The 19,250-nt window shown below is 47.1% G+C and carries 12 protein-coding genes and 1 tRNA gene; 10 read left to right on the plus strand and 3 right to left on the minus strand.

Annotated features, from left to right (window positions below):
• The first annotated feature begins 64 nt into the window (after window positions 1-64).
• From D888_RS0114570 to D888_RS0114585, 4 genes are all read left to right on the plus strand, one after another.
• A complete protein-coding gene (locus tag D888_RS0114570) occupies window positions 65-580 on the plus strand; it encodes a hypothetical protein (protein WP_020677305.1) in 516 nt (171 codons plus the stop codon).
• A 63-nt stretch (window positions 581-643) separates the two neighbouring features.
• A complete protein-coding gene (gene dksA / locus D888_RS0114575; RefSeq protein WP_020677306.1) occupies window positions 644-1,000 on the plus strand; it encodes an RNA polymerase-binding protein DksA in 357 nt (118 codons plus the stop codon).
• A 60-nt stretch (window positions 1,001-1,060) separates the two neighbouring features.
• Window positions 1,061-2,935, plus strand: a complete 1,875-nt coding sequence (locus tag D888_RS0114580; protein ID WP_083928875.1) for a sensor histidine kinase — start codon at window positions 1,061-1,063, stop codon at window positions 2,933-2,935.
• Window positions 2,936-2,981: 46 nt separating this feature from the next.
• Window positions 2,982-3,057, plus strand: a tRNA-Ala gene (locus D888_RS0114585).
• Between the two features lie 60 nt (window positions 3,058-3,117).
• Here the strand turns inward: D888_RS0114585 and D888_RS0114590 are convergent.
• From D888_RS0114590 to D888_RS24085, 3 genes are all read right to left on the minus strand, one after another.
• Window positions 3,118-4,428 (minus strand): tyrosine-type recombinase/integrase, encoded by a 1,311-nt coding sequence (locus tag D888_RS0114590; protein ID WP_020677308.1) that lies wholly within the window; start codon window positions 4,426-4,428, stop codon window positions 3,118-3,120.
• A 256-nt stretch (window positions 4,429-4,684) separates the two neighbouring features.
• Window positions 4,685-5,572, minus strand: coding sequence for a DNA-binding protein (locus tag D888_RS0114595; RefSeq protein WP_020677309.1), 888 nt, complete (start codon window positions 5,570-5,572; stop codon window positions 4,685-4,687).
• 233 nt (window positions 5,573-5,805) lie between these two features.
• Entirely contained in the window at window positions 5,806-6,420 is a 615-nt protein-coding gene (locus tag D888_RS24085; RefSeq protein ID WP_156827021.1) for a hypothetical protein, read from the minus strand.
• 81 nt (window positions 6,421-6,501) lie between these two features.
• On the opposite strand from D888_RS24085, the gene D888_RS21840 reads away from it, so the two are divergent.
• From D888_RS21840 to D888_RS0114640, 6 genes are all read left to right on the plus strand, one after another.
• Window positions 6,502-7,086 (plus strand): helix-turn-helix domain-containing protein, encoded by a 585-nt coding sequence (locus tag D888_RS21840; RefSeq protein ID WP_169513291.1) that lies wholly within the window; start codon window positions 6,502-6,504, stop codon window positions 7,084-7,086.
• An 85-nt stretch (window positions 7,087-7,171) separates the two neighbouring features.
• Window positions 7,172-7,729, plus strand: a complete 558-nt coding sequence (locus D888_RS0114615) for a hypothetical protein (RefSeq protein WP_020677313.1) — start codon at window positions 7,172-7,174, stop codon at window positions 7,727-7,729.
• Between the two features lie 812 nt (window positions 7,730-8,541).
• Entirely contained in the window at window positions 8,542-11,592 is a 3,051-nt protein-coding gene (locus D888_RS0114625; RefSeq protein ID WP_020677315.1) for a BPTD_3080 family restriction endonuclease, read from the plus strand.
• Window positions 11,593-11,603: 11 nt separating this feature from the next.
• On the plus strand, window positions 11,604-14,381 hold the full coding sequence (locus tag D888_RS0114630) for a site-specific DNA-methyltransferase (protein ID WP_020677316.1): 2,778 nt from the start codon (window positions 11,604-11,606) through the stop codon (window positions 14,379-14,381).
• Window positions 14,382-14,420: 39 nt separating this feature from the next.
• Window positions 14,421-16,169: a hypothetical protein gene (locus tag D888_RS0114635; RefSeq protein ID WP_020677317.1), complete on the plus strand. Its 1,749-nt coding sequence runs from the start codon at window positions 14,421-14,423 to the stop codon at window positions 16,167-16,169.
• On the plus strand, window positions 16,166-19,249 hold the full coding sequence (locus D888_RS0114640; RefSeq protein ID WP_020677318.1) for a hypothetical protein: 3,084 nt from the start codon (window positions 16,166-16,168) through the stop codon (window positions 19,247-19,249). Before D888_RS0114635 ends, D888_RS0114640 begins: the two co-directional genes overlap by 4 nt.
• The last annotated feature ends 1 nt before the right edge of the window (window position 19,250 follow it).

Genomic DNA, 19,250 nt, shown 5'->3' on the forward strand with positions numbered 1-19,250 from the left:
TTTACCTTGGCAGCGGCAGTCATTTTTGTTAGATTTTGACAATATCTTTTAGAAAGCAGAATCAATGCAGCATTTCAGAATTCGCCGAAACTTTCTTTTGGCCCTCGGCCTGACCGGCCTGTTGCTCATCGTCCTGCTGCTATTGTGCATCATACAAAAAGAAGCTACGGGGAAAACCCTGATCCTCGCGGCTATCATGTTACCGGTCCTGGGTTTATTCGCTGAAAGCTGGCGACGCCAGATCAGTTTTTCTGCTGACCAGATTATCGCCCGGCGGCTTTTCCGGACCAAGGTGATCCCGCTCGCTGATATCACGTCCGTCGATACGGTCAGGGTTCGACGCCGTGTTTTTGTCAGCATCAGCACTGAGGCAGATTTTCTGATCCTGTCGAACAACTATGAAAAATTCGGCCAACTCGTCACTCAATTGCTTGAGCGGTTGCCCGACACCGTCATCAGTGACGAAACCAGAGAACTTGCGGATAACCTGCCAAACAAGAGCAATGATCTCTTTTCGATCTGGCTGGCGGTTATCGTTCTGATTCTCATTCTCTACATTCAACTGGGAGGCAGATTCTGAGCTGCAGAGCAGGATCTGTTAGCTGTCCACCCCCTGCCAATCCGGTTTCGCGAGGTAACGATTATGAAAAAAGACCTGATCAATGAATTTCGCACCCTCCTCCGTGCTCAGATGAACGAACTGTTGCATGATGCGAACCGAACAGTCTCGGACATGACCGAAGATAACATCAACTTTCCTGACCCGACCGACCGGGCAAGCCTCGAATCGGACCGGAATTTTGAGTTACGCATCCGTGACCGGGAGCGAATGCTGATCAACAAGATTCGTCAGGCACTGGAGCGGATTGAAGAGGGCTCCTTCGGCCAATGTGAAAGCTGTGAAGAAGAGATCGGCGCCGATCGCCTGCGCGCCCGTCCGGTTACAACCCTATGTATCGACTGTAAAACCGAGCAGGAGCGGCAGGAAAAAATCGGTTAACATAAAAACAACAAACCGCCGGAGACCGCAACTTCGGCCGTCCCCAAGTGATAACAACCCATGGAGCTAATATCCCGCCGGATCGCTCAGCTAACCCTGTTGTCACGCCTTGGTCAAGCCATCAACGCGGCAACCGACCTCACTAGTCTATGTGAAATTATCCCGACGGTCTTTGTGGAACACGCCGCATTGACAGGGGTTATCCTGCGCCCAAAACTCAGTGACCCCATCTCCGAAAAACCTTATTTTCTGCGCACGCAAATCACCGACTCTGCCCAACTGTTGTTTCTGCTTCAGCAGGAACAACAGATAAGTGATCAGGTTCAACGTACCGGACGCAGTCAGAATCTTACCCCGATTGGCCCGCAAAAAGATCTTCCCTCCTGCCTTTACTGCGTTCCACTGAGTATCCATGGCCGACACCTTGGCACCCTCAGTTTTTTCGGTGGCAGTGATGATAATCGAGCACCTTTTCGCCTTGAGCAGCAGCAACTTTTTTTGACCTGCAGTTTTCAAATCGCCCAGGCACTCGAGCAGCAACTGACCACCGAACGCCTGCGGCGTGTCTCCGCAGCCGATGCCCGCAATCTCCAGGATATATCTCTGCTCTATCGTATCAGCCAGTTGCTCCATAGCACCCTCGCTACCGATGAGCTCATGCACCTGATTCTCTCACTGCTGGTACACCCCCAGGGCGGGGCCTTTCAGCGTGCAATGCTCTTCATGGTCAATGAGCGAAGCAACAGCCTGCAGGGGATATTGGGCGTTACGCGAGAGACTTCCGAGCTGGTCTTGCCCGAAGGCCTCCCGGTGGAGAACAACCCCTTACAGATCGCCGCCGAAGTCCTGAGCGCACAGAAAAACACCGACTTTTCCCAGCGAATCATGCAACTCCGTTTACCGCTCGATGATCCCGACAGTTGTCTGGCGCGCGTTGTCCGGGGACAGCAAGCAGTCAAGATCGAGCGCCCACATAAATCAGACGATATGGCGCCAACGCTTTCACTGCAAGACCATGCCTGCATTCCGCTGATCGCCCGACAGCGGGTCCTGTGCGTGTTGGCAGTGGACAACTACGACACAATGGAAAAGATTGATGCCCAACGCATGCTTTTTCTCGAACTTTTCGCCGCACAAGCCGGCATCGCCCTCGACAATGCGCAATTAGTCAGCCGTTTGGAATCAGCACACCGCAGTCTGCATGAAACCCAGGAACGCCTGCTTCACCGTGAAAAGATGGCAACCATCGGCGAGATGTCGGCCTCTATTGCGCATGAACTGCGCAATCCTCTCGCTTCGGTCGGTGGCTTCGCACGCCGTCTGCGCAAAAAACTTCCCGCGGACAGCAGCGAACTGAATTATGCGATCATTATTCAGGAAGAGAGTGAGCGCCTCGAAAAAATGCTCGACAAAATTCTCTCCTTCGCCCGACAGGATGAAATGACCCCAGCCCTGTTCCGACTGGAGCGTATCCTCGAGCAATCATTATTGATTGAAAGCGAGAAACTCACTCAAGCCAATATCAAGCTCACCACAGAGTTTGCGGCGGACTTACCCCCCTTGCAGGGGGATGCTGAACAGATCGAACAGGTTTTAATCAACCTGATCGGCAACGCACGTCAGGCGATGCCCCAGGGAGGACAGCTGTCCATTCGCGCACGAAAAACCCGGATCCGCGGAGAAGATGCTATCCAGCTTGAAATCCACGACACCGGTGAAGGGATCCCTCCCGAGGTCATGGCCAACATCTTCAACCCATTCTTCACCACCCGAAAGCAAGGAACCGGCCTCGGACTATCTATCTGTCAACGGATCATTGATCACCACCAGGGAGAACTCAAAGCGGTTAATCATCAAAACGGCGCATGCTTCACCCTGACACTCCCGCTGAGATTAAAAGGACGCAGCTTCAAAAACCCGGACGCAGACAATTGACAGCGTCAGATCGGTTGGTTAATTTACACCTGCAGTATCAAGGTAAGGGGCTGTAGCTCAGTTGGGAGAGCGACGCGTTCGCAACGCGTAGGTCAGGGGATCGTACCCCCTCAGCTCCACCATAAAATCAAGGGGTTAGCGATAATTCGCTAACCCCTTTCTGTACAGTTACTATGCAGTTACTACTTTTTTGAGACCAGATTCTCATCAATGTTCTGCCTACGCGATTCGACAAGAAGTTCAAACGCTTTATCCGCAGCCTTCCCTTTGCGACGGTGCACATACCGCTGGAGGCTCCGGACATCTTTATGCCGCGAGATCACCATCAGAGTTGAGTCGCTCACTTCGGTTTCAGCAACTTCGGTCAGGAGATTGTGACGAAGGTCATGTGGCCTCAGGTCGCCATCATCAAAAATAAGTCCAGCTTTTCTGGCCGCTTTTCGAAATGCAGAACCTAGGCTCTTCCAGCGCGTCCCGCTAAAAGGGTTGTAAAACACGTATTCGCACACCTTCGGCTGAGCATTAATAATTGCCCAGGCCATTGGCGATAGAAAAAGAGTTTCGACGTCCCCATCTGCTTTGCTCGTCTTTGTGTCCTTAAGTTTGGCAATTTTTTTCATTCCCTCTACACGCTTCCAGGTCAGCGTCATCGCTTCAGTTATCCTGCACCCTGACTCATAAACAAATTCAAAAAATGGCTTCGTGGCTGGAGAAAAAAAACTGAACAATTTCATTCGATCTTCTTCGGAAATTATATGATCAACCTCCCGGGACCCCGGCAAACCGTACTCGTAAAACGGATGGTCCATGGGCTGGCCATAGTAGACGTATTTATTTTCCCATGCAAAATTGATGATTTGACGCATTACTGAAAGTTCACGGCCAACGGTCGATGCTGCTATTTTTCGAGGCTTTTTTACTCGCTTGAAAAGAGTTCCATTTTTCGTGACCTCGGTTTTCCCGGCTAAGACCGTCTGAGTCTCCCTGTGGGTCCGGTAAGCCATAAGATCTTTCTTGAAAATTCCCCCTATGGGTTTGTTGCCATAAAATTGGATCAAATGATCGACGATAGTCTTTTCACGCTTGATATCCTTGATTTCAGTCGAATGTAAACGATGGAACTCGACAGCGATTTCATCGAAAGGGGTGCTTCCGTCAGTCTGATTGTCACGTCTGACGTCTGCCCTATCTGATAAATGCTGGGCTGGCGGGTCGATATTAAGTTCCGGGTAAAGTTTCTGTAACTTTTTTTCTAATTCAATTTTCGCAAGAACAGTTCGGGCCTCTATCTCGGTTTCAAAGGTTTTTGTCGTTTTTCCTGAATTTTTCATTTTGTACCATTGTATTGTGAACTTAGTGGACACAACCAACTCCCCACCACATTTGGGACAGTTAGCAACTGCTTTTGAGGGACTTTTCTTTTTTTTAAGTGGTGATGTAAGCCAAATGTTGCAACCAGGGGTCTTGCATACTGCCTTGTGAAAAATTGACATGATTCTTTCCTCCGGAAAATGAGTAATGCGCCTAATGACGCTCCTGTTCATCTTCAGCACGTTGCATGCCAATTCGTAATGATTACAATAGGTTAGAGTATTACTGCGGTACTACTAATCCGTGATTTAGTATTACTGAAGTGTTACCGGATCAGGATAGAAGTTGAGGAATTTCCACTATCATCGACATCAATATCCTTGAAGGGTTGCTGGAGGGTAAAACCAACCAGCAACTTTTCATAGAATGGATATAGACCTATCTACTCTTCACCTTCGCCGAAGACTTTTCAACTGAAGGGGTCTCCTCCGCTTTCGGTTTAAGTAAGTCTGAAAGTTCCGACTGGAGCGCCAGAGAGCGTTCGGTTGCGATGGTGCACAGTTTCTCAGCCTCAATTCGCAAATTGGTTTCAGTTATGTGGTCGGCCAGGGTCTGCATCGTGCGAGCGTTCAGTTCGTCGTTTTGCTCTTGAAGTCGTTCTGATGTTTTGGCAAAGGCATCCCCCTTAGCTTGAGCATCCTTCAGTTTGGCCAGGGTCTCATCCAGCCGATCTTGAAGTTTTTTGGCTTGCAATTGTGCGGTTTTGACTTCGGAAGAGTAGCGTCCAAGGTTCTGATCTTGTCTGGACAAGCGTTTAGTTGCTCTATCAATCTGAATTTTTGAATTCCCAAGATCCGTTTTTAGTATCTCAATCTGGTGTTGAGCTTCTTTCCATGCCCCTTCAGCAATTGCCTTAGAGTGCTCAACATTCTTGACCGTTGCGTGATGCTCTTCGCGTTCTTTTTGAAGCAAAGCACGGAGCTCTTCGTTTTCAGCGTAAAGTTCTGCAAGGCCTCGTTCCATTGAAGAACAATCGTTTTCAAGTTGGTCGATTTCAACCTGAAAAATCGAAGTGTGCGCTCGCATGTACTCTTCTCGATCCTTAAATATTGCTTTTGCGAGATTTTCATTAATCGCAGAATCGATTAGCGCCTGTTCTTCCGCTTTCTTTTTTTCACGCCACTGTTTCAAAAATCTTCGTACATAGTCTCTTCTCCCACCGATCTCTGCGATGATTAGATCGACGGTTGGTCGGCTTCCTTCGGCATGGATTCGTTCTGCTATTTCCACGACTTTTTCGTATGTCACTACGGTTTCTGCGGGCATAATTACTCCTCATCAGGGTTTTATTCTTCAGTGCTCTGCATCCGGTTTGGAAACCTCGATTGGACATATGTCCCATGTCCCATTTCCATTCAGGTTTTGAATTCCGAATACTCGTCTCTTGCCTGTGAGGAATATCGCCACTGAAAAAGGAGCATTTTAGGGGGCGGTCAGAATATTAAATCGGGGCAGCAGGAAACATGAGGGAACGCGTGGCATATCTGTCTAAAGGTTCACTATATTTGTCCATTCCTGTCCATAAATTCTTTCATTTTTGCTTCACAGCTAGGGCACCCATTTGTTTGATTTGATTTGGGCCCACTGTCCCTTAAAAACCAACTAAAAGGAGCCTCGAATGGAGTTGCACAAGATATGCATTGGAAGGAATAAACATCATCTATCTCCCAAATTTCATTGACGTGATGGAAATATGCAAGGCGTTGGGATCGGATGAGCACATAGTCTTGGATCTCTCTTTTGTTACCGATTTGTGAAAAATCTGTAGGCTCATAGCAGTGAACACAGCATCTATCTCCGGATTTTTCTATTGCTGCTATTGAAGACCAAGAGTAATGATTGCAATCGCTGTGGAGAACCTTAAGTTTTTGATGGCGATAAAATTTTTCGGTGGTGCTCGGCAGGATCTGATCTGCTGCCAGCGAAAAACGACCCCTGGAGAAATTGTGAACCTCAGTGGCTATCTGACCCCGTTTTTGAGAGAAAGGGATTTTGGGGTTTAGATTTAGGGGATTTGAGGTCAAAAATAAACCTGGGAGGTTCAAAACCTCCAGGAGTCGTCCAGCTTTTGATGTAATCCTTATGTGATCTTTTTTTCTTTCTTGATTATTCATATGGTGATCATCTCCGGCATATGGCATATTGGTAATACGTCCGATCTGGCAACTAATCTGATTATACACAGGTGGGCCAAAATGGCAATAATTAAAAAAAATAAACAAGCCCAAAATGGCAACATGCCCGAGCTAAATGAAATTACTCAAGAAAAATTGAGGGATATAGGAAATAGAGTTCGTATGATCCGAGAAACATCGGAATCGTCGACCCAAGTTTCGTTCGCGTCTTTGCTTGGAGTTAGCGTTGCAAAACTAAACAGAATCGAAAATGCTCGACGAGCGCCGGACTTGGAGTTTTTGCTCAGGTTCAAAAGAAAGGCAGGTTGTGATTTGAATTGGCTACTTACTGGGGATGGTCTTGACCAAGACACCTTCACGGAGACAACTAAGGCCAATTTGCTACTACTTCTCCGGGAAGATGATGTTTTCCGTACTGAGATCCTCGATGAGCTTGGGATACGGCCACACGATGAAGTCAAAAAGGTCGGGCAAATTTATAACGGTCTACAAAATCAATATCTCGATTTAGTTGAACTGGTCGCGAACACTATTAAACTCGTTGAAGATGGTAGCAAAGAGAAAAAGATTGAGGCGGGAAAGTACCTTGAAAAATATCGCGAGCGGATCGATTATTTGCAGGTATTGCTAGAAGTTGGACGATAAATTTAACCGTTAGTAAAATTGCCGTCGGTAAAAATATTCACATCGAGATCAATTTCTTGTAACTCAAACAAGAAAGGATCTCGTTATGTTTAAAAAAGCAGAAATATTTAGGATTTCCAACCCGTCGGAGTTTTATCAGAGCCTCGGTGTCAAATTTAGTTTAGACCCGACCGAACTTGAAACTGCGACCAAAACTCTTCCTAATCTAGAGAAAGATTTACCTATTCCAGGAAATATCAGAGACATCGGACTATTGGCTGAGCTCACTTCAGACATTGTTTGGTATTTGAGAAGCAATGGAGGGACAAATCAGCCAATTGTCACTTCAGATCTGACTTTTATGCGGAAATTCGCGCAGTTTTTAAAGAGTCACAACCATCCTGCATTGAATAGAACCGGTACCGTTCTTCCACGGCATCCTAAAATAGTTTTACCTTGGGAAAAGTTTGCTTTTAGTATTTTCCTGAACAACAAAATTGACCGGAACCTGGATGGTTCCATGGTCCAAGCCAGGAAGCGAATTTACATTGAACGCCTGGCGAATCGAATTTCAAAGAAATTCAACATTCCCATAACTTCGGCACTCTATGCAAAAATCCGAAAAATTCGAGAGATTGCTTACTACCTGAAACGTAAAAGATGATAAGCAGTATATGGTGTCATAGCTGGTATATTTGACAACGCGGGACAAGTCCCCTCTTAGGGAAGATCTCGAATTTCACTAAGAATTATCTTCGGTGCGAAGAGTGCTTATATTTAAAAGGCGCAATTTCTAGTAAATGGAATTGCGCTTTTTTTGATGAAATTCACAAGGTAAATATGATGGATGCCCCTCTTTGTCTTCGCGACTACCAACCAGATTTGACGTTACTAATATTGCGCGATTAGGGTCGGCAATCCCCCCTGGGTATTAGTATGGACAGTACCTTATTTGTTAACAACGGCGCGATTAGTAACATGCTGATGCTCTATAAAGAGTATTGACGTGTTCAAAATACTTGTTTTGGTGTCCTGTTTCGACCTTGATTGAATGTGATGCAATCAACTGACAAATTAACTCAAATATCATACCCATGAACTGACCAAACGTTTTGCGTTTGACGATATCGAAATGCTTGCTGGTGTTCAGTTTGATTCTAAGGCCGATCTGAACCCGCATCAGGTTAATGAGGGCTTTTGGTTGACCTTTCTGGATTAAATCAGTATCTTGCAAGATATTAATTTGATTGTTGTTTTAAGGGGGCGGGATGATTATTTTGTTGGTGCAAATCTATTAATTGGTCGCATTATTCTGCATAGCAGGACTGCGGCTTTTTTTGTGCCTTCAGGGTTAGCTTGATTGCCAAATCACCTCTGATTTTGTCCTCCGCAAATATACCTTTGTTCACGCATAGCTAATAAGCACTCTACTCAACAATTTAACTTTTCGCCCAGCTACCAGTGGGAAGGCCCAAAATGGACAATCCATTTTTCGATAAGCCAATACTGAATTCACCCTATGAATATCCAAAAAAACATTGGGAGTTAGATGATCAGGGGCAGCCGACCCAGAATCTCATTGAAAAGCGTCGTCGTGCTGAATTCATTACCCCGATTCCCAAACCTCGGAAGCGTAAGGGTGCAGCAGCGCAATTAGATCTTCTTGCTGATTTGGCCATGTCAACTGCTGATCAGCAATACGATCCGACGTCAATTATAAATGAGTTACGCCACCACGTTGATAAGTGGCGCAAACTTCCCAATACAAACGACTGGAAGGTTACGCCCGAAACTGCTCGTCTGCTTCAACATTGGCGGCATCATCCATTTAACGGTATCCGTCCCTTTTTCTGTCAGGTTGAGGCAGTCGAAACCGCCATCTGGCTCACAGAAGTGGCGCCTACCGATAAAGCAGGTAAGGGCTTCCTGGATCATCTGGCAAATGCAAACCATGACGCCAATCCCGAATTGATGCGCTTGGCGCTAAAGCTGGCGACCGGGGCGGGTAAGACTACGGTTATGGCGATGGTGATCGCTTGGCAGACCATCAATGCCGTTCGTCGCCCCAACAGTAAAAAGTTTACGCGGGGTTTTTTGATTGTGGCCCCAGGCATCACGATTCGTGACCGTTTGCGCGTTCTGCACCCCAACGATCCGAACAGCTACTACCAGAGTCGTGAGATCGTGCCGCAGGATATGCTTGGTGATCTTGACCGTGCCAAAATCGTCATCACCAACTACCATTCCTTCAAGCTGCGTGAGCGTATCGACCTGTCAAAGGGCGGTCGTTCGCTACTTCAGGGCCGTGGCGAAGCGCTCAATACGCTTGAAACCGAAGGCCAGATGCTCCAGCGGGTCATGCCTGCTTTGATGGGTTTGAAAAATATCCTAGCGATCAATGATGAGGCCCATCACTGTTATCGTGAGAAACCGCTGCATGAAGATGACGATCTGAAAGGCGAAGAGAAAAAGGAGGCCGAGAAGAACAACGAGGCAGCTAGACTCTGGATCACTGGTCTTGAAATCGTCAACCGCAAGCTCGGGCTTTCGCAGGTGCTTGATCTGTCAGCGACTCCCTTCTTCCTGAGTGGCTCAGGTTACGCCGAGGGGACACTTTTCCCCTGGACTATGAGTGACTTTTCGCTGATGGACGCCATTGAGTGTGGCATCGTCAAGCTGCCGCGTGTGCCGATTGCCGACAATATACCCGGTGATGAGATGCCGATGTTCCGTAATCTTTGGGAGCATATTGGCAAGAAGATGCCGAAGAAGGGGCGTGGCAAAGCAGATGCCCTGAATCCGCTGGATCTGCCACCGCAACTGCAAACGGCCCTTCAAGCTCTCTACGGACATTACGAAAAAACTTTCGATCTTTGGCAGAAAGAGGGTATCAACGTACCACCCTGTTTTATCGTTGTCTGTAATAACACCGCGACCTCAAAGCTGGTCTACGATTACATCTCCGGCTTTGAACGTCAAAACAAGGATGGTTCAGTTCAGCTTGAATTCGGTCGTCTTCCCCTGTTCCGCAACACTGACGAACATGGCAATCCTCTCGCTCGGCCAAATACCTTGCTGATCGATAGTGAGCAGCTTGAATCGGGAGATGCCCTTGATAACAATTTCCGTGAGATGGCTTCGTTTGAGATTGACCGGTTTCGTCGTGAAATTATTGAACGGACTGGCGATCGCCGTCAGGCAGAAAATATCACCGACCAGGATCTGCTGCGCGAAGTCATGAACACGGTCGGCAGGCCTGGTCAACTTGGTGGGTCGATCCGTTGTGTCGTTTCTGTCTCCATGCTCACCGAAGGCTGGGATGCCAACACAGTAACCCACGTTCTGGGGGTTCGGGCCTTTGGTACTCAACTATTGTGCGAGCAAGTCATTGGTCGCGCTTTGCGTCGGCAGTCCTATGAACTGAATGAGGATACTGGTCTCTTCAATACAGAATATGCCGATGTTCTGGGGATTCCCTTCGACTTTACGGCAAAGCCGGTAGTTTCACCACCTCAGCCTCCGCGCGAAACAATCCAGGTCAAGGCGATTCGGCCGGAGCGTGACGCACTAGAAATCAAATTCCCCAGGGTCGCGGGTTACAGAACCGAACTCCCCGAAACGCGACTGACGGCTTCATTTAACGATGATTCGACCATGGTTCTGACTCCGGATCTGGTTGGTGCAACTGAAACTCGTAGCTCAGGGATCATCGGTGCGTTCGTTGACCTGAATCTGGTTCATACCGGAGATGTCAGGCCGTCTCAGGTCGTTTATGAATTGACCTCTCATCTGGTTTTGACTAAGTGGCGTGACGCCAATGGTGAGCCCCAGCTTTCACTTTTTGGACAATTGAAGCGTATCGCTCGCCAATGGGTAGATAACCATCTGGTCTGTCAGGGGGGAACCTATCCAGCACAGCTCAAATACAAAACCCTTGCTGACATGGCCTGTGAAAGAATCACCGCAGCGATTACCCGTGCACACGTTGGTACACATCCAATCAAGGCAGTGCTTGATCCCTATAATCCTGTCGGATCAACCTGCCATGTCAATTTCAATACCTCTAAAAGAGACCGTTGGGAGACCGATGCCCGCCGGTGCCATATTAACTGGGTCATTCTCGACAGTGATTGGGAAGGTGAATTCTGCCGCGTCGCTGAAGGTCATCCTAAAGTCAAAGCCTACGTTAAGAACCACAGTCTTGGACTTGATGTGCCGTACCGCTACGGTTCCGAGATGCGTAAGTATATCCCCGATTTCATCGTGCAGATTGATGATGGCAACGGGGATGACGACTTGCTGCATCTGATTGTCGAGATCAAAGGGTATCGGCGTGAGGATGCCAAAGAGAAGAAGTCGACCATGGAGACCTACTGGGTACCAGGTGTGAACAATCTGGGCAACTACGGCCGTTGGGCATTTGCCGAGTTTACTGAAGTTTACCAGATCGAGTCTGACTTCGAAGCCAAGGTCGAATCTGAATTCAACAAAATGATCCAAGCCGCCACCGGCACGTCGAAAGCATAAGGACAAACATAATGGCCAAAAACCCTACAATGAAATCTGTTGAAACGCTGAAGCATGAAGATGCCACGCGAAAAAATATTCCGACGGCTGAGCATCAGTCGATCATGCACGATGCGGATAAAAATCCGATCAAGGTGGCTTACGAACGACGTAATTGTGACCTAGATCCACAATTGGTTTGGCGTGGGAAGGATGAAAAGGATTGGTCAGATCTGGTGGTGCAGGCGCCACCGCTCTACATCCAAGAGAAGGTCCACCCCAAGGTGTTGATCGACGACCTGCTGCTCCGCACCAAGATCAAGACAAAAGCTGACGAGTCTCAGTTTGACCTATTTGCTGATTTCAACGGGTTGCCCAATGAGTCCGCCAAAACCGAATTTTATCAGCACGATGCTCATTGGGCCAACCGCATGATTCTGGGTGATAGCTTGCAGGTGATGGCGTCGCTGGCCGAGCGCGAGGGCCTACGCGGAAAGGTGCAGTGTATCTACTTTGATCCGCCCTACGGTATTAAATTTAACTCCAATTTCCAGTGGTCAACCACCAGCCGTGACGTGAAGGACGGCAAGGTCGACCACATCACTCGCGAGCCTGAACAAGTGAAGGCGTTTCGGGATACCTGGCGCGACGGCATCCACAGCTACCTCACCTACCTTCGCGACCGCCTCACTGTCGCCCGCGATCTTCTCACTGAATCCGGTTCCATCTTTGTGCAGATTGGGGATGAGAATGTGCATCGGGTTCGGGCGGTGATGGATGAGGTATTTGGAGATGAGAACTTCGTGACGCTAATTACCGTCTGGAAGACCAGTTCTCAGACCTCCTCGACTCTGGCTTCAACCTCCGACTATGTTGTCTGGTATGCCCGCGATATCTCACGAGTCAAATATCGCGGGTTGAAAACTCGCAAGGACCCTAGTGCTCCAGGTTCAGGTGCAGACGACTATAAGTTTCTGTGGTTAGGAAACGATGTCCGAAAGTCCGTAGCTCACGCCACAGATGAGGAGAAGCGAAAATTCAAGGTCTTTGGCCCCTCTCCGACGACATCCCAATCTGGATCTGAGACTACAAGGGTTTCGATCAAGTTCAACGGACGAGAGTTCTTGCCTGGTCCCGGTGGCTGGAAGACGAATGCCACCGGATTCAAACGTTTGATCGCCGCTGATCGGATCATGTCGCGAACGAACAGCCTGCGATACGTTCGCTTCCTTGATGATTATCCCGTAGTTCCAATTTCTAACTTATGGACGGACGTGAGATGGGGATTTGATGCGAGCGAAAAGCGTTACGTAGTTGAGACGAATCCTCAGATTCTCACTCGCTGCCTTCTCATGGCCAGTGACCCCGGCGACCTCGTGCTTGACCCGACCTGTGGTTCCGGCACCACCGCCACCGTCGCAGAGCAATGGGGTCGCCGCTGGATAACGATTGACACTTCGCGAGTGGCGCTGGCGTTGGCTCGTGCCCGGATCATGGGCGCGCGTTATCCCTATTACCTACTGGCCGACAGCTCTGACGGACAACAGAAAGAAGCGGAAGTCTCCCGGACTCTGCCTTCCACGCAGCCGACCCATAGCAATATCCGTCATGGTTTTATTTATCAGCGTGTGCCACACATAACCCTGAAATCAATTGCCAACAACACTGAGATTGATGTCATTTGGGACAAGTTTCAAGAAACCCTCGAACCGCTGCGCGACCAGTTGAATGAATCGCTGGGCAAGAACTGGCCGGAATGGGAAATTCCCCGTACGGCCGATATCAAATGGTCGGAGGCCATAAAGGAACTGCACGCCGCTTGGTGGCAACAGCGCATCGCCCGCCAGCAAGAAATCGATGACTCCATCGCCGCCAAGGCTGATAATGAATATCTTTATGACAAACCCTATGACGACAAAAAGAAAGTCCGTGTCGCCGGGCCGTTTACCGTCGAAAGCCTGTCGCCGCACCGGGTGCTGGGCGTGGGCACAGATGACGAGCTGATCGATACCGTCGCTGAAGCCAAAGATGGCTATGGCGAGGAGCGTGACTTTGTCCAGATGATTCTTGAAAACCTGAAAACCGCCGGGGTGCAACAGGCTCACAAGGAAGACAAGATCACCTTTACCGCGCTAACCCCCTGGCCGGGCGATCTGGTCTGCGCCGACGGACGGTTTGAAGATGCCGGTGGCGAAAAACGCGCAGCTATCTTCATCGGACCCGAGTTTGGCACCGTCTCCCGACCCGACCTGGTCGCTGCCGCCCGTGAAGCGGGAGATGCCGGTTTCGACGTGCTGATTTCCTGCGCCTTCAATTACGACGCTCATTCCTCTGAATTCGACAAGCTCGGCCGTATTCCAGTTCTCAAGGCTAGAATGAATGCCGATCTGCACATGGCTGACGATCTAAAGAATACCGGCAAGGGAAACCTGTTCGTTATCTTCGGTGAACCGGATATTGACATCCTCGACGCTGAAGACGGTCAGGTGCAAGTCAAGGTCAACGGCGTCGATGTCTTCCATCCCAACACCGGTGAAGTCCGCAGTGATGGAGCTGACGGAATTGCATGTTGGTTCATCGACACCGACTACAACGAAGAAAGCTTCTTCGTCCGCCATGCCTACTTCCTGGGTGCAAACGATCCCTATAAGTCATTAAAAACGACCCTCAAGGCCGAAATCAACCAAGATGCATGGGATACACTCAATAGCGACACATCGCGTCCCTTCGGCAAACCTTCGACCGGACGGATTGCCGTGAAGGTTATCAATCACCTTGGTGATGAAGTGATGAAGGTGTTTCGGGCATGAGATGTTTTTATTCTCATTTAGATCAAAGTTGTGACGAATATGAACTTTAAAGCGGTTTCTGAAATTCTCGCACTCCACAACTTTCGTGAGCCGGTGCTTAATGCGCTTGTTCCCGATGAGAACAATTATTCAGTGCTTCTCATGCAACCCAATGGACAACTTGAGGTAGCCGCTGATGGTGTTCGGAGTAGGGATAGAGACCTCGCTAAAAGCCAGTTCCAAGGGTTCCTCGAAAATGCAATTGATTCTAGTGCTGATCTTGTTGCAACTCCAGAATACTCTATGCCTTGGGATGTGTTGGCCGAAGCGATTAAATCCGACAAAATTCCTCAGCGAGGGAAAATATGGGCACTCGGTTGTGAAGGGATCAAATACAGTCAGCTCGAAACGTTCAAAAATGAACTGGCGCCAGTTGCTACCGTCCTCTATGAACACTTGGTTGATGACCCCACTCGTTTTCTCAGTTCTCTCGCATATGTTTTCAAGGTTCAAAGTGTTGAAGAAAATCAAGATGATCAAACTGTAGTCCTTATTCAATTCAAGACACATCCAATGGGTGACGAGAATCATTTCGAGATAAATGGGATGCTGAGAGGGTCTTGCGTCTACCATTTTGGTGGAAATGGTGAGCACTTAAGACTTGTCTCGTTGATCTGTGCAGATGTTTTTTCTTTTGAGGACGCTGATGCTCGCTTAATTTATGACCGTGCATTAGTTCTTCATATTCAACTTAATCAAGAACCGAGGCATGAAAGTTTTCTTGGGTGCAGACAAAAACTCCTGTGTTTTAAGGGGGATGAAACTGAAGTCATCTGCTTGAATTGGGCAAAAAATGTTCATTTCTGGCGACAAGGAAACGCTATTGATTGGAAAAATATTTCAGGCTCCGCATGGTATTTAAAATCAAAGGATTTTGACAGCCGTGATAACACATTGAAAAGTAGTCATGTTAAGGGGTTTTATTATACGCGGCTTAAATCTCTTTATGCCCATGCAATGTTTTTCAATTTCGAACCGGCAACATATCAATTGATTGCATCCAAGGTTGCTCACGTCGGAGTTATGGGTGCAATCTCTAGGCGCAGAGGACCACAACTCACTAAGCTGCGTAAATGGAATGAAGACACTAGTGCTTGGCAGGAACAGGAAGCATCAAATGATGGTTTTCTTGAAGTCGTAGCACTTTGTGGTGACGCCAGTGGCCAATTAAAAACTATCGCTGAAGAGAATCCTTTTAAAGCTGAACGGATTCTTGCTTTAAGCGCTGGTAGTGTAATGAGTGGTTTAGATTGGCATAAAACTCCAAATTTAGATTCATGTGTCATCGAGTCATCTGAAGTCATTCGTCGAATTACTTTTAGTCAGGATACCAATCAGGGAGCTTCAGCTTTCCGCAATGCTCGACTTTTACGATTGAGACATCTTTGGAGAATTGTAACGACACTTGAATTGCCCCCAGCGCTAAAGCCCTCAGAGGGAAACTTCACGATTAGCTGGACCAATGATAGCCCTCACCAGAATGCAATATCTGCTGATGGCAGTCGTGCAACCCTTGTTTATATGGGAGAGGACTCAAGTTTTGAGCAGGTAAAAGCAACAAAGAAAAAGATTGCTGATTATCTCTTCTGGTCAGCCTCAAGTCCAGATCACGCACGAGCGGCACAACAGCGACTTGCTGTCTGGTTTCGGGGCGAGAATGGCGAAATTGAACTATATGATCCGTATCGCTACGTCAAAATTGATCAAACCGGTGAGTATTCCGAGTTCGATATAGGGAGGGAAGAATGACTTTAAGTCTTACGCAACTTCGGGACCACGTTGCTACAAAATTCCCAGAGGTTGAAATAGTCAACAATTCGACTCTTCGCTTCATGAAAGAACTGAAGGAAAGTCCATATGCGGTGTACTATTTTGATCTAACGCAAGACATTCCACGTTCCAAAGAGGCTCTGGCGAAATATATGGACCAAGTAATTGGTAGCCATTACTTCAAAGACAAGAAAAGTCTCCAGTGGAACAACTACCTGTACTTCATCACTCAGTCGGACCTACTGATGGATGACGAAGGACATAAAGTCAAAGAGTTAATTGAACGCGATAGAAATTATGCTAGAAAATTTGTTATTCCTATCGAAGAAATTGACTCTATCCTCGCCCCCCCAGTAGTTGTACCCAAATCAGCTACCCCACAGGCTAACGTCCTTAGTATTTGGTCTGAAATGCTAACTGATGTTGGCCTCGATAGGGCAATCTTGACTGATGTAGACATGCCGACAAGATTGTCTCTGATTGAGTCGTCGAAAACTGCACCTGCTTCGAAAGTTAAAACAAAGAAGCTCAGTGCTAAAACTAAATCAGAGACATTTATGCGGTCGTTGCAATTGAATGAATTTCGGGATTGTCCCCGCCAAAAAAGTTTTACCTTCGGGACTGTTAATCTTATCTTTGGTGCTAATGGTTCAGGTAAAACATCTCTTCTTGAGGCGATTGAGCTTTATTATTGTGGGAAAAATAAGCGGAACCCGAAAACAAAATCTCCGTATCAAATAACCGCAGGCTTTGAAGATGGAAAATCTGAAATTGTGACTGGAGGGCGCGGATTACAGTTGTTTCGAGATCGAAACCTCATGTGGTATGGACAACCGGAGACAAATACACAAAACCTCTATCAAAGCTTTTCTCAGTTCAATTTTCTTAATACCGATGCTGCTGTGAGCCTCACTGATTCTGTCACTCGTATAGAAGATGATCTTTCCAAACTGCTTGTTGGGCCAGAAGCTTCCAAGACGTGGCGTGATATAGAACGGGTTTCTGTCGCTGCGAAAGCGAAGAAGCGTGATCTTAATTTGCTTGAGACGCAAATCAAGGAAGAACTTTCTGCCCTGAACAAACAGATACAGGATTACAGCGAAATACGGCAGGAATCAGATTCAATACAAATTCGACTTGAGGAAATGATAAATCGGGTGGGGTGGAATCATGGCTACGCTGACAAGAAATACATTGTCAACTTGGTAGAGGATCTTTCTGAGCTAATTTCAATAGCGCACCAAGCAGCGGTCCTTAATTGGACTGAATCTCCAGTGTCACTCAATTCAATAGAGGAGTATATCCATAAGGCACGAATTATCAGCGACAAAGTTGAAAGAAGTCTTATTCAATTAGAGAAAATGCGAAGTTCCCATAGAAAGCTTGCAGATTCTATCAAACGTGATCGCGAGGCACTAGAGCTTGCAAAAGATATCAAACGGATAAAAGAATCTGGCGTTTTTAACTATTCCGATGATCGCAACAGACAGCGGCAGTTGATAGCCTCCCTTTCTGAGAAGCTTGTCGGGATCGACACCGATTCCTTGCGTGAACTTTTCCCTACCTATCTAGATATGGAATTGCTCAAAGGTCATGAGGTGGCTCTTGCCAGGCGATCTTCCTCTGAGGCGTTACTTGCCAACTCAAGGGTAGAATATCGGGATTTTTGCAAACTAAGAGATCAATCTCTCAATCTTATCCAAGAGCTTCAAAAGATTGCCGACCGAATAATTCATGATAGCTCAAACCCAGATGAATGCCCACTTTGTCACACCAATTTTGAACAAGGTGAATTATCTAAGCGCATTGGTATGAGTGGAGATGATCATCTAGCCTTGCTTGGTCAGAAGCTCCTTGATCAGATACAAGAGCAAGAAGGCGCGTTGAATGATGCAACGACCATTGATGTCGTATTGGCTTCGCTACTTAAGTTCGGTGAACGGACAAAACTTTCTTCAAATATTTCGATTCGCTCAGTTCTAGCTGAAGTTGCAAGCATTAAGAAAGAATTACTGGCAGCTCAAGACGAGCTATCCTTAACAGAAAGCAAATTACTTATGCTTGAGGAACAGGGCTTTTCCATGCAAAGAATGGTGGAGAGTTCTGAACTGTTAAGTGGACTTGAACACCCACTATCTAGTTTTTCACAAAAAGATATTGATCATCTGATTTTCGAAATCTCAGAATCCCTTCCGATATTATCAAATGATCTCGCTGACGATGGAAAAGCTATAGAGCAACTAAGACAAGTGATCGCAGATTCTCTGGGCACAACAAGTTCGGACGAACTTGACCTCAAAAATAAACAATTTCAGATCAAAGAAAGGATTGTGACAACAGAGGGTGTTTTTACAAAGTTGAAACATTTCACCTTATCAAATTTTCCTTGGCCTGGGGATAAATCGATAGCTGAACTTATTATTGAAACTGAATCGATCCGCGAGGTTGCTGCTGATATGCAACTTGCACTTGGTAAAGAGAGCCAGGCAGAAAATACATGTTCACAATCGATAACTCGAAGAGATGTTCTCCAAAAGAAGCTCAAAGATTTGCAGGTGAAATTAGATCGATATAAGCAAGCGCAGATCACCTTCAAGAGCATACTAAACGAGCATTCTTTGAAGTCTGCAATGGATTCAGCGCTTCAAGAAAATCGTGAATGCATCGAATCAATTTTTAAAACTATTCACTCACCCGCTGAATTTCGAGGTCTTGGATCAAATTGGTCGACACTTATTCGTGAAAAGGGTGGTGAAGAAGCCGAACTGAGTGAAATTAGTACAGGGCAGCGAGCGGCATTTGCGTTGTCAATATTCCTGGCCCAAAACGTACAGATCAAAGACGCCCCCCCTGTAATTCTTATTGATGATCCGATTGCGCATGTAGACGATCTCAACTCGTTATCATTCCTAGATTATCTACGTGAGATTGTATTGAAAGGGAAAAGACAGATTTTTTTTGCTACTGCTGATGACAAGTTAGCATCTCTATTTCAACGAAAATTCGACTTTTTAGGTTCTGAAGAATTTCATAGGATTAACCTCAGCCGGGAATCATGAC

Source organism: Geopsychrobacter electrodiphilus DSM 16401 (assembly GCF_000384395.1).
Taxonomy (GTDB): domain Bacteria; phylum Desulfobacterota; class Desulfuromonadia; order Desulfuromonadales; family Geopsychrobacteraceae; genus Geopsychrobacter; species Geopsychrobacter electrodiphilus.

What these genes read in the sequence shown, in the direction of transcription:
- D888_RS0114570 (WP_020677305.1), top strand. Translation starts at nt 65, where the DNA reads ATGCAGCATTTCAGAATTCGCCGAAACTTTCTTTTGGCCCTCGGCCTG.
- dksA (WP_020677306.1), top strand. Translation starts at nt 644, where the DNA reads ATGAAAAAAGACCTGATCAATGAATTTCGCACCCTCCTCCGTGCTCAG.
- D888_RS0114580 (WP_083928875.1), top strand. Translation starts at nt 1,061, where the DNA reads ATGGAGCTAATATCCCGCCGGATCGCTCAGCTAACCCTGTTGTCACGC.
- D888_RS0114590 (WP_020677308.1), bottom strand. Translation starts at nt 4,428, where the DNA reads ATGTCAATTTTTCACAAGGCAGTATGCAAGACCCCTGGTTGCAACATT.
- D888_RS0114595 (WP_020677309.1), bottom strand. Translation starts at nt 5,572, where the DNA reads ATGCCCGCAGAAACCGTAGTGACATACGAAAAAGTCGTGGAAATAGCA.
- D888_RS24085 (WP_156827021.1), bottom strand. Translation starts at nt 6,420, where the DNA reads ATGAATAATCAAGAAAGAAAAAAAGATCACATAAGGATTACATCAAAA.
- D888_RS21840 (WP_169513291.1), top strand. Translation starts at nt 6,502, where the DNA reads ATGGCAATAATTAAAAAAAATAAACAAGCCCAAAATGGCAACATGCCC.
- D888_RS0114615 (WP_020677313.1), top strand. Translation starts at nt 7,172, where the DNA reads ATGTTTAAAAAAGCAGAAATATTTAGGATTTCCAACCCGTCGGAGTTT.
- D888_RS0114625 (WP_020677315.1), top strand. Translation starts at nt 8,542, where the DNA reads ATGGACAATCCATTTTTCGATAAGCCAATACTGAATTCACCCTATGAA.
- D888_RS0114630 (WP_020677316.1), top strand. Translation starts at nt 11,604, where the DNA reads ATGGCCAAAAACCCTACAATGAAATCTGTTGAAACGCTGAAGCATGAA.
- D888_RS0114635 (WP_020677317.1), top strand. Translation starts at nt 14,421, where the DNA reads ATGAACTTTAAAGCGGTTTCTGAAATTCTCGCACTCCACAACTTTCGT.
- D888_RS0114640 (WP_020677318.1), top strand. Translation starts at nt 16,166, where the DNA reads ATGACTTTAAGTCTTACGCAACTTCGGGACCACGTTGCTACAAAATTC.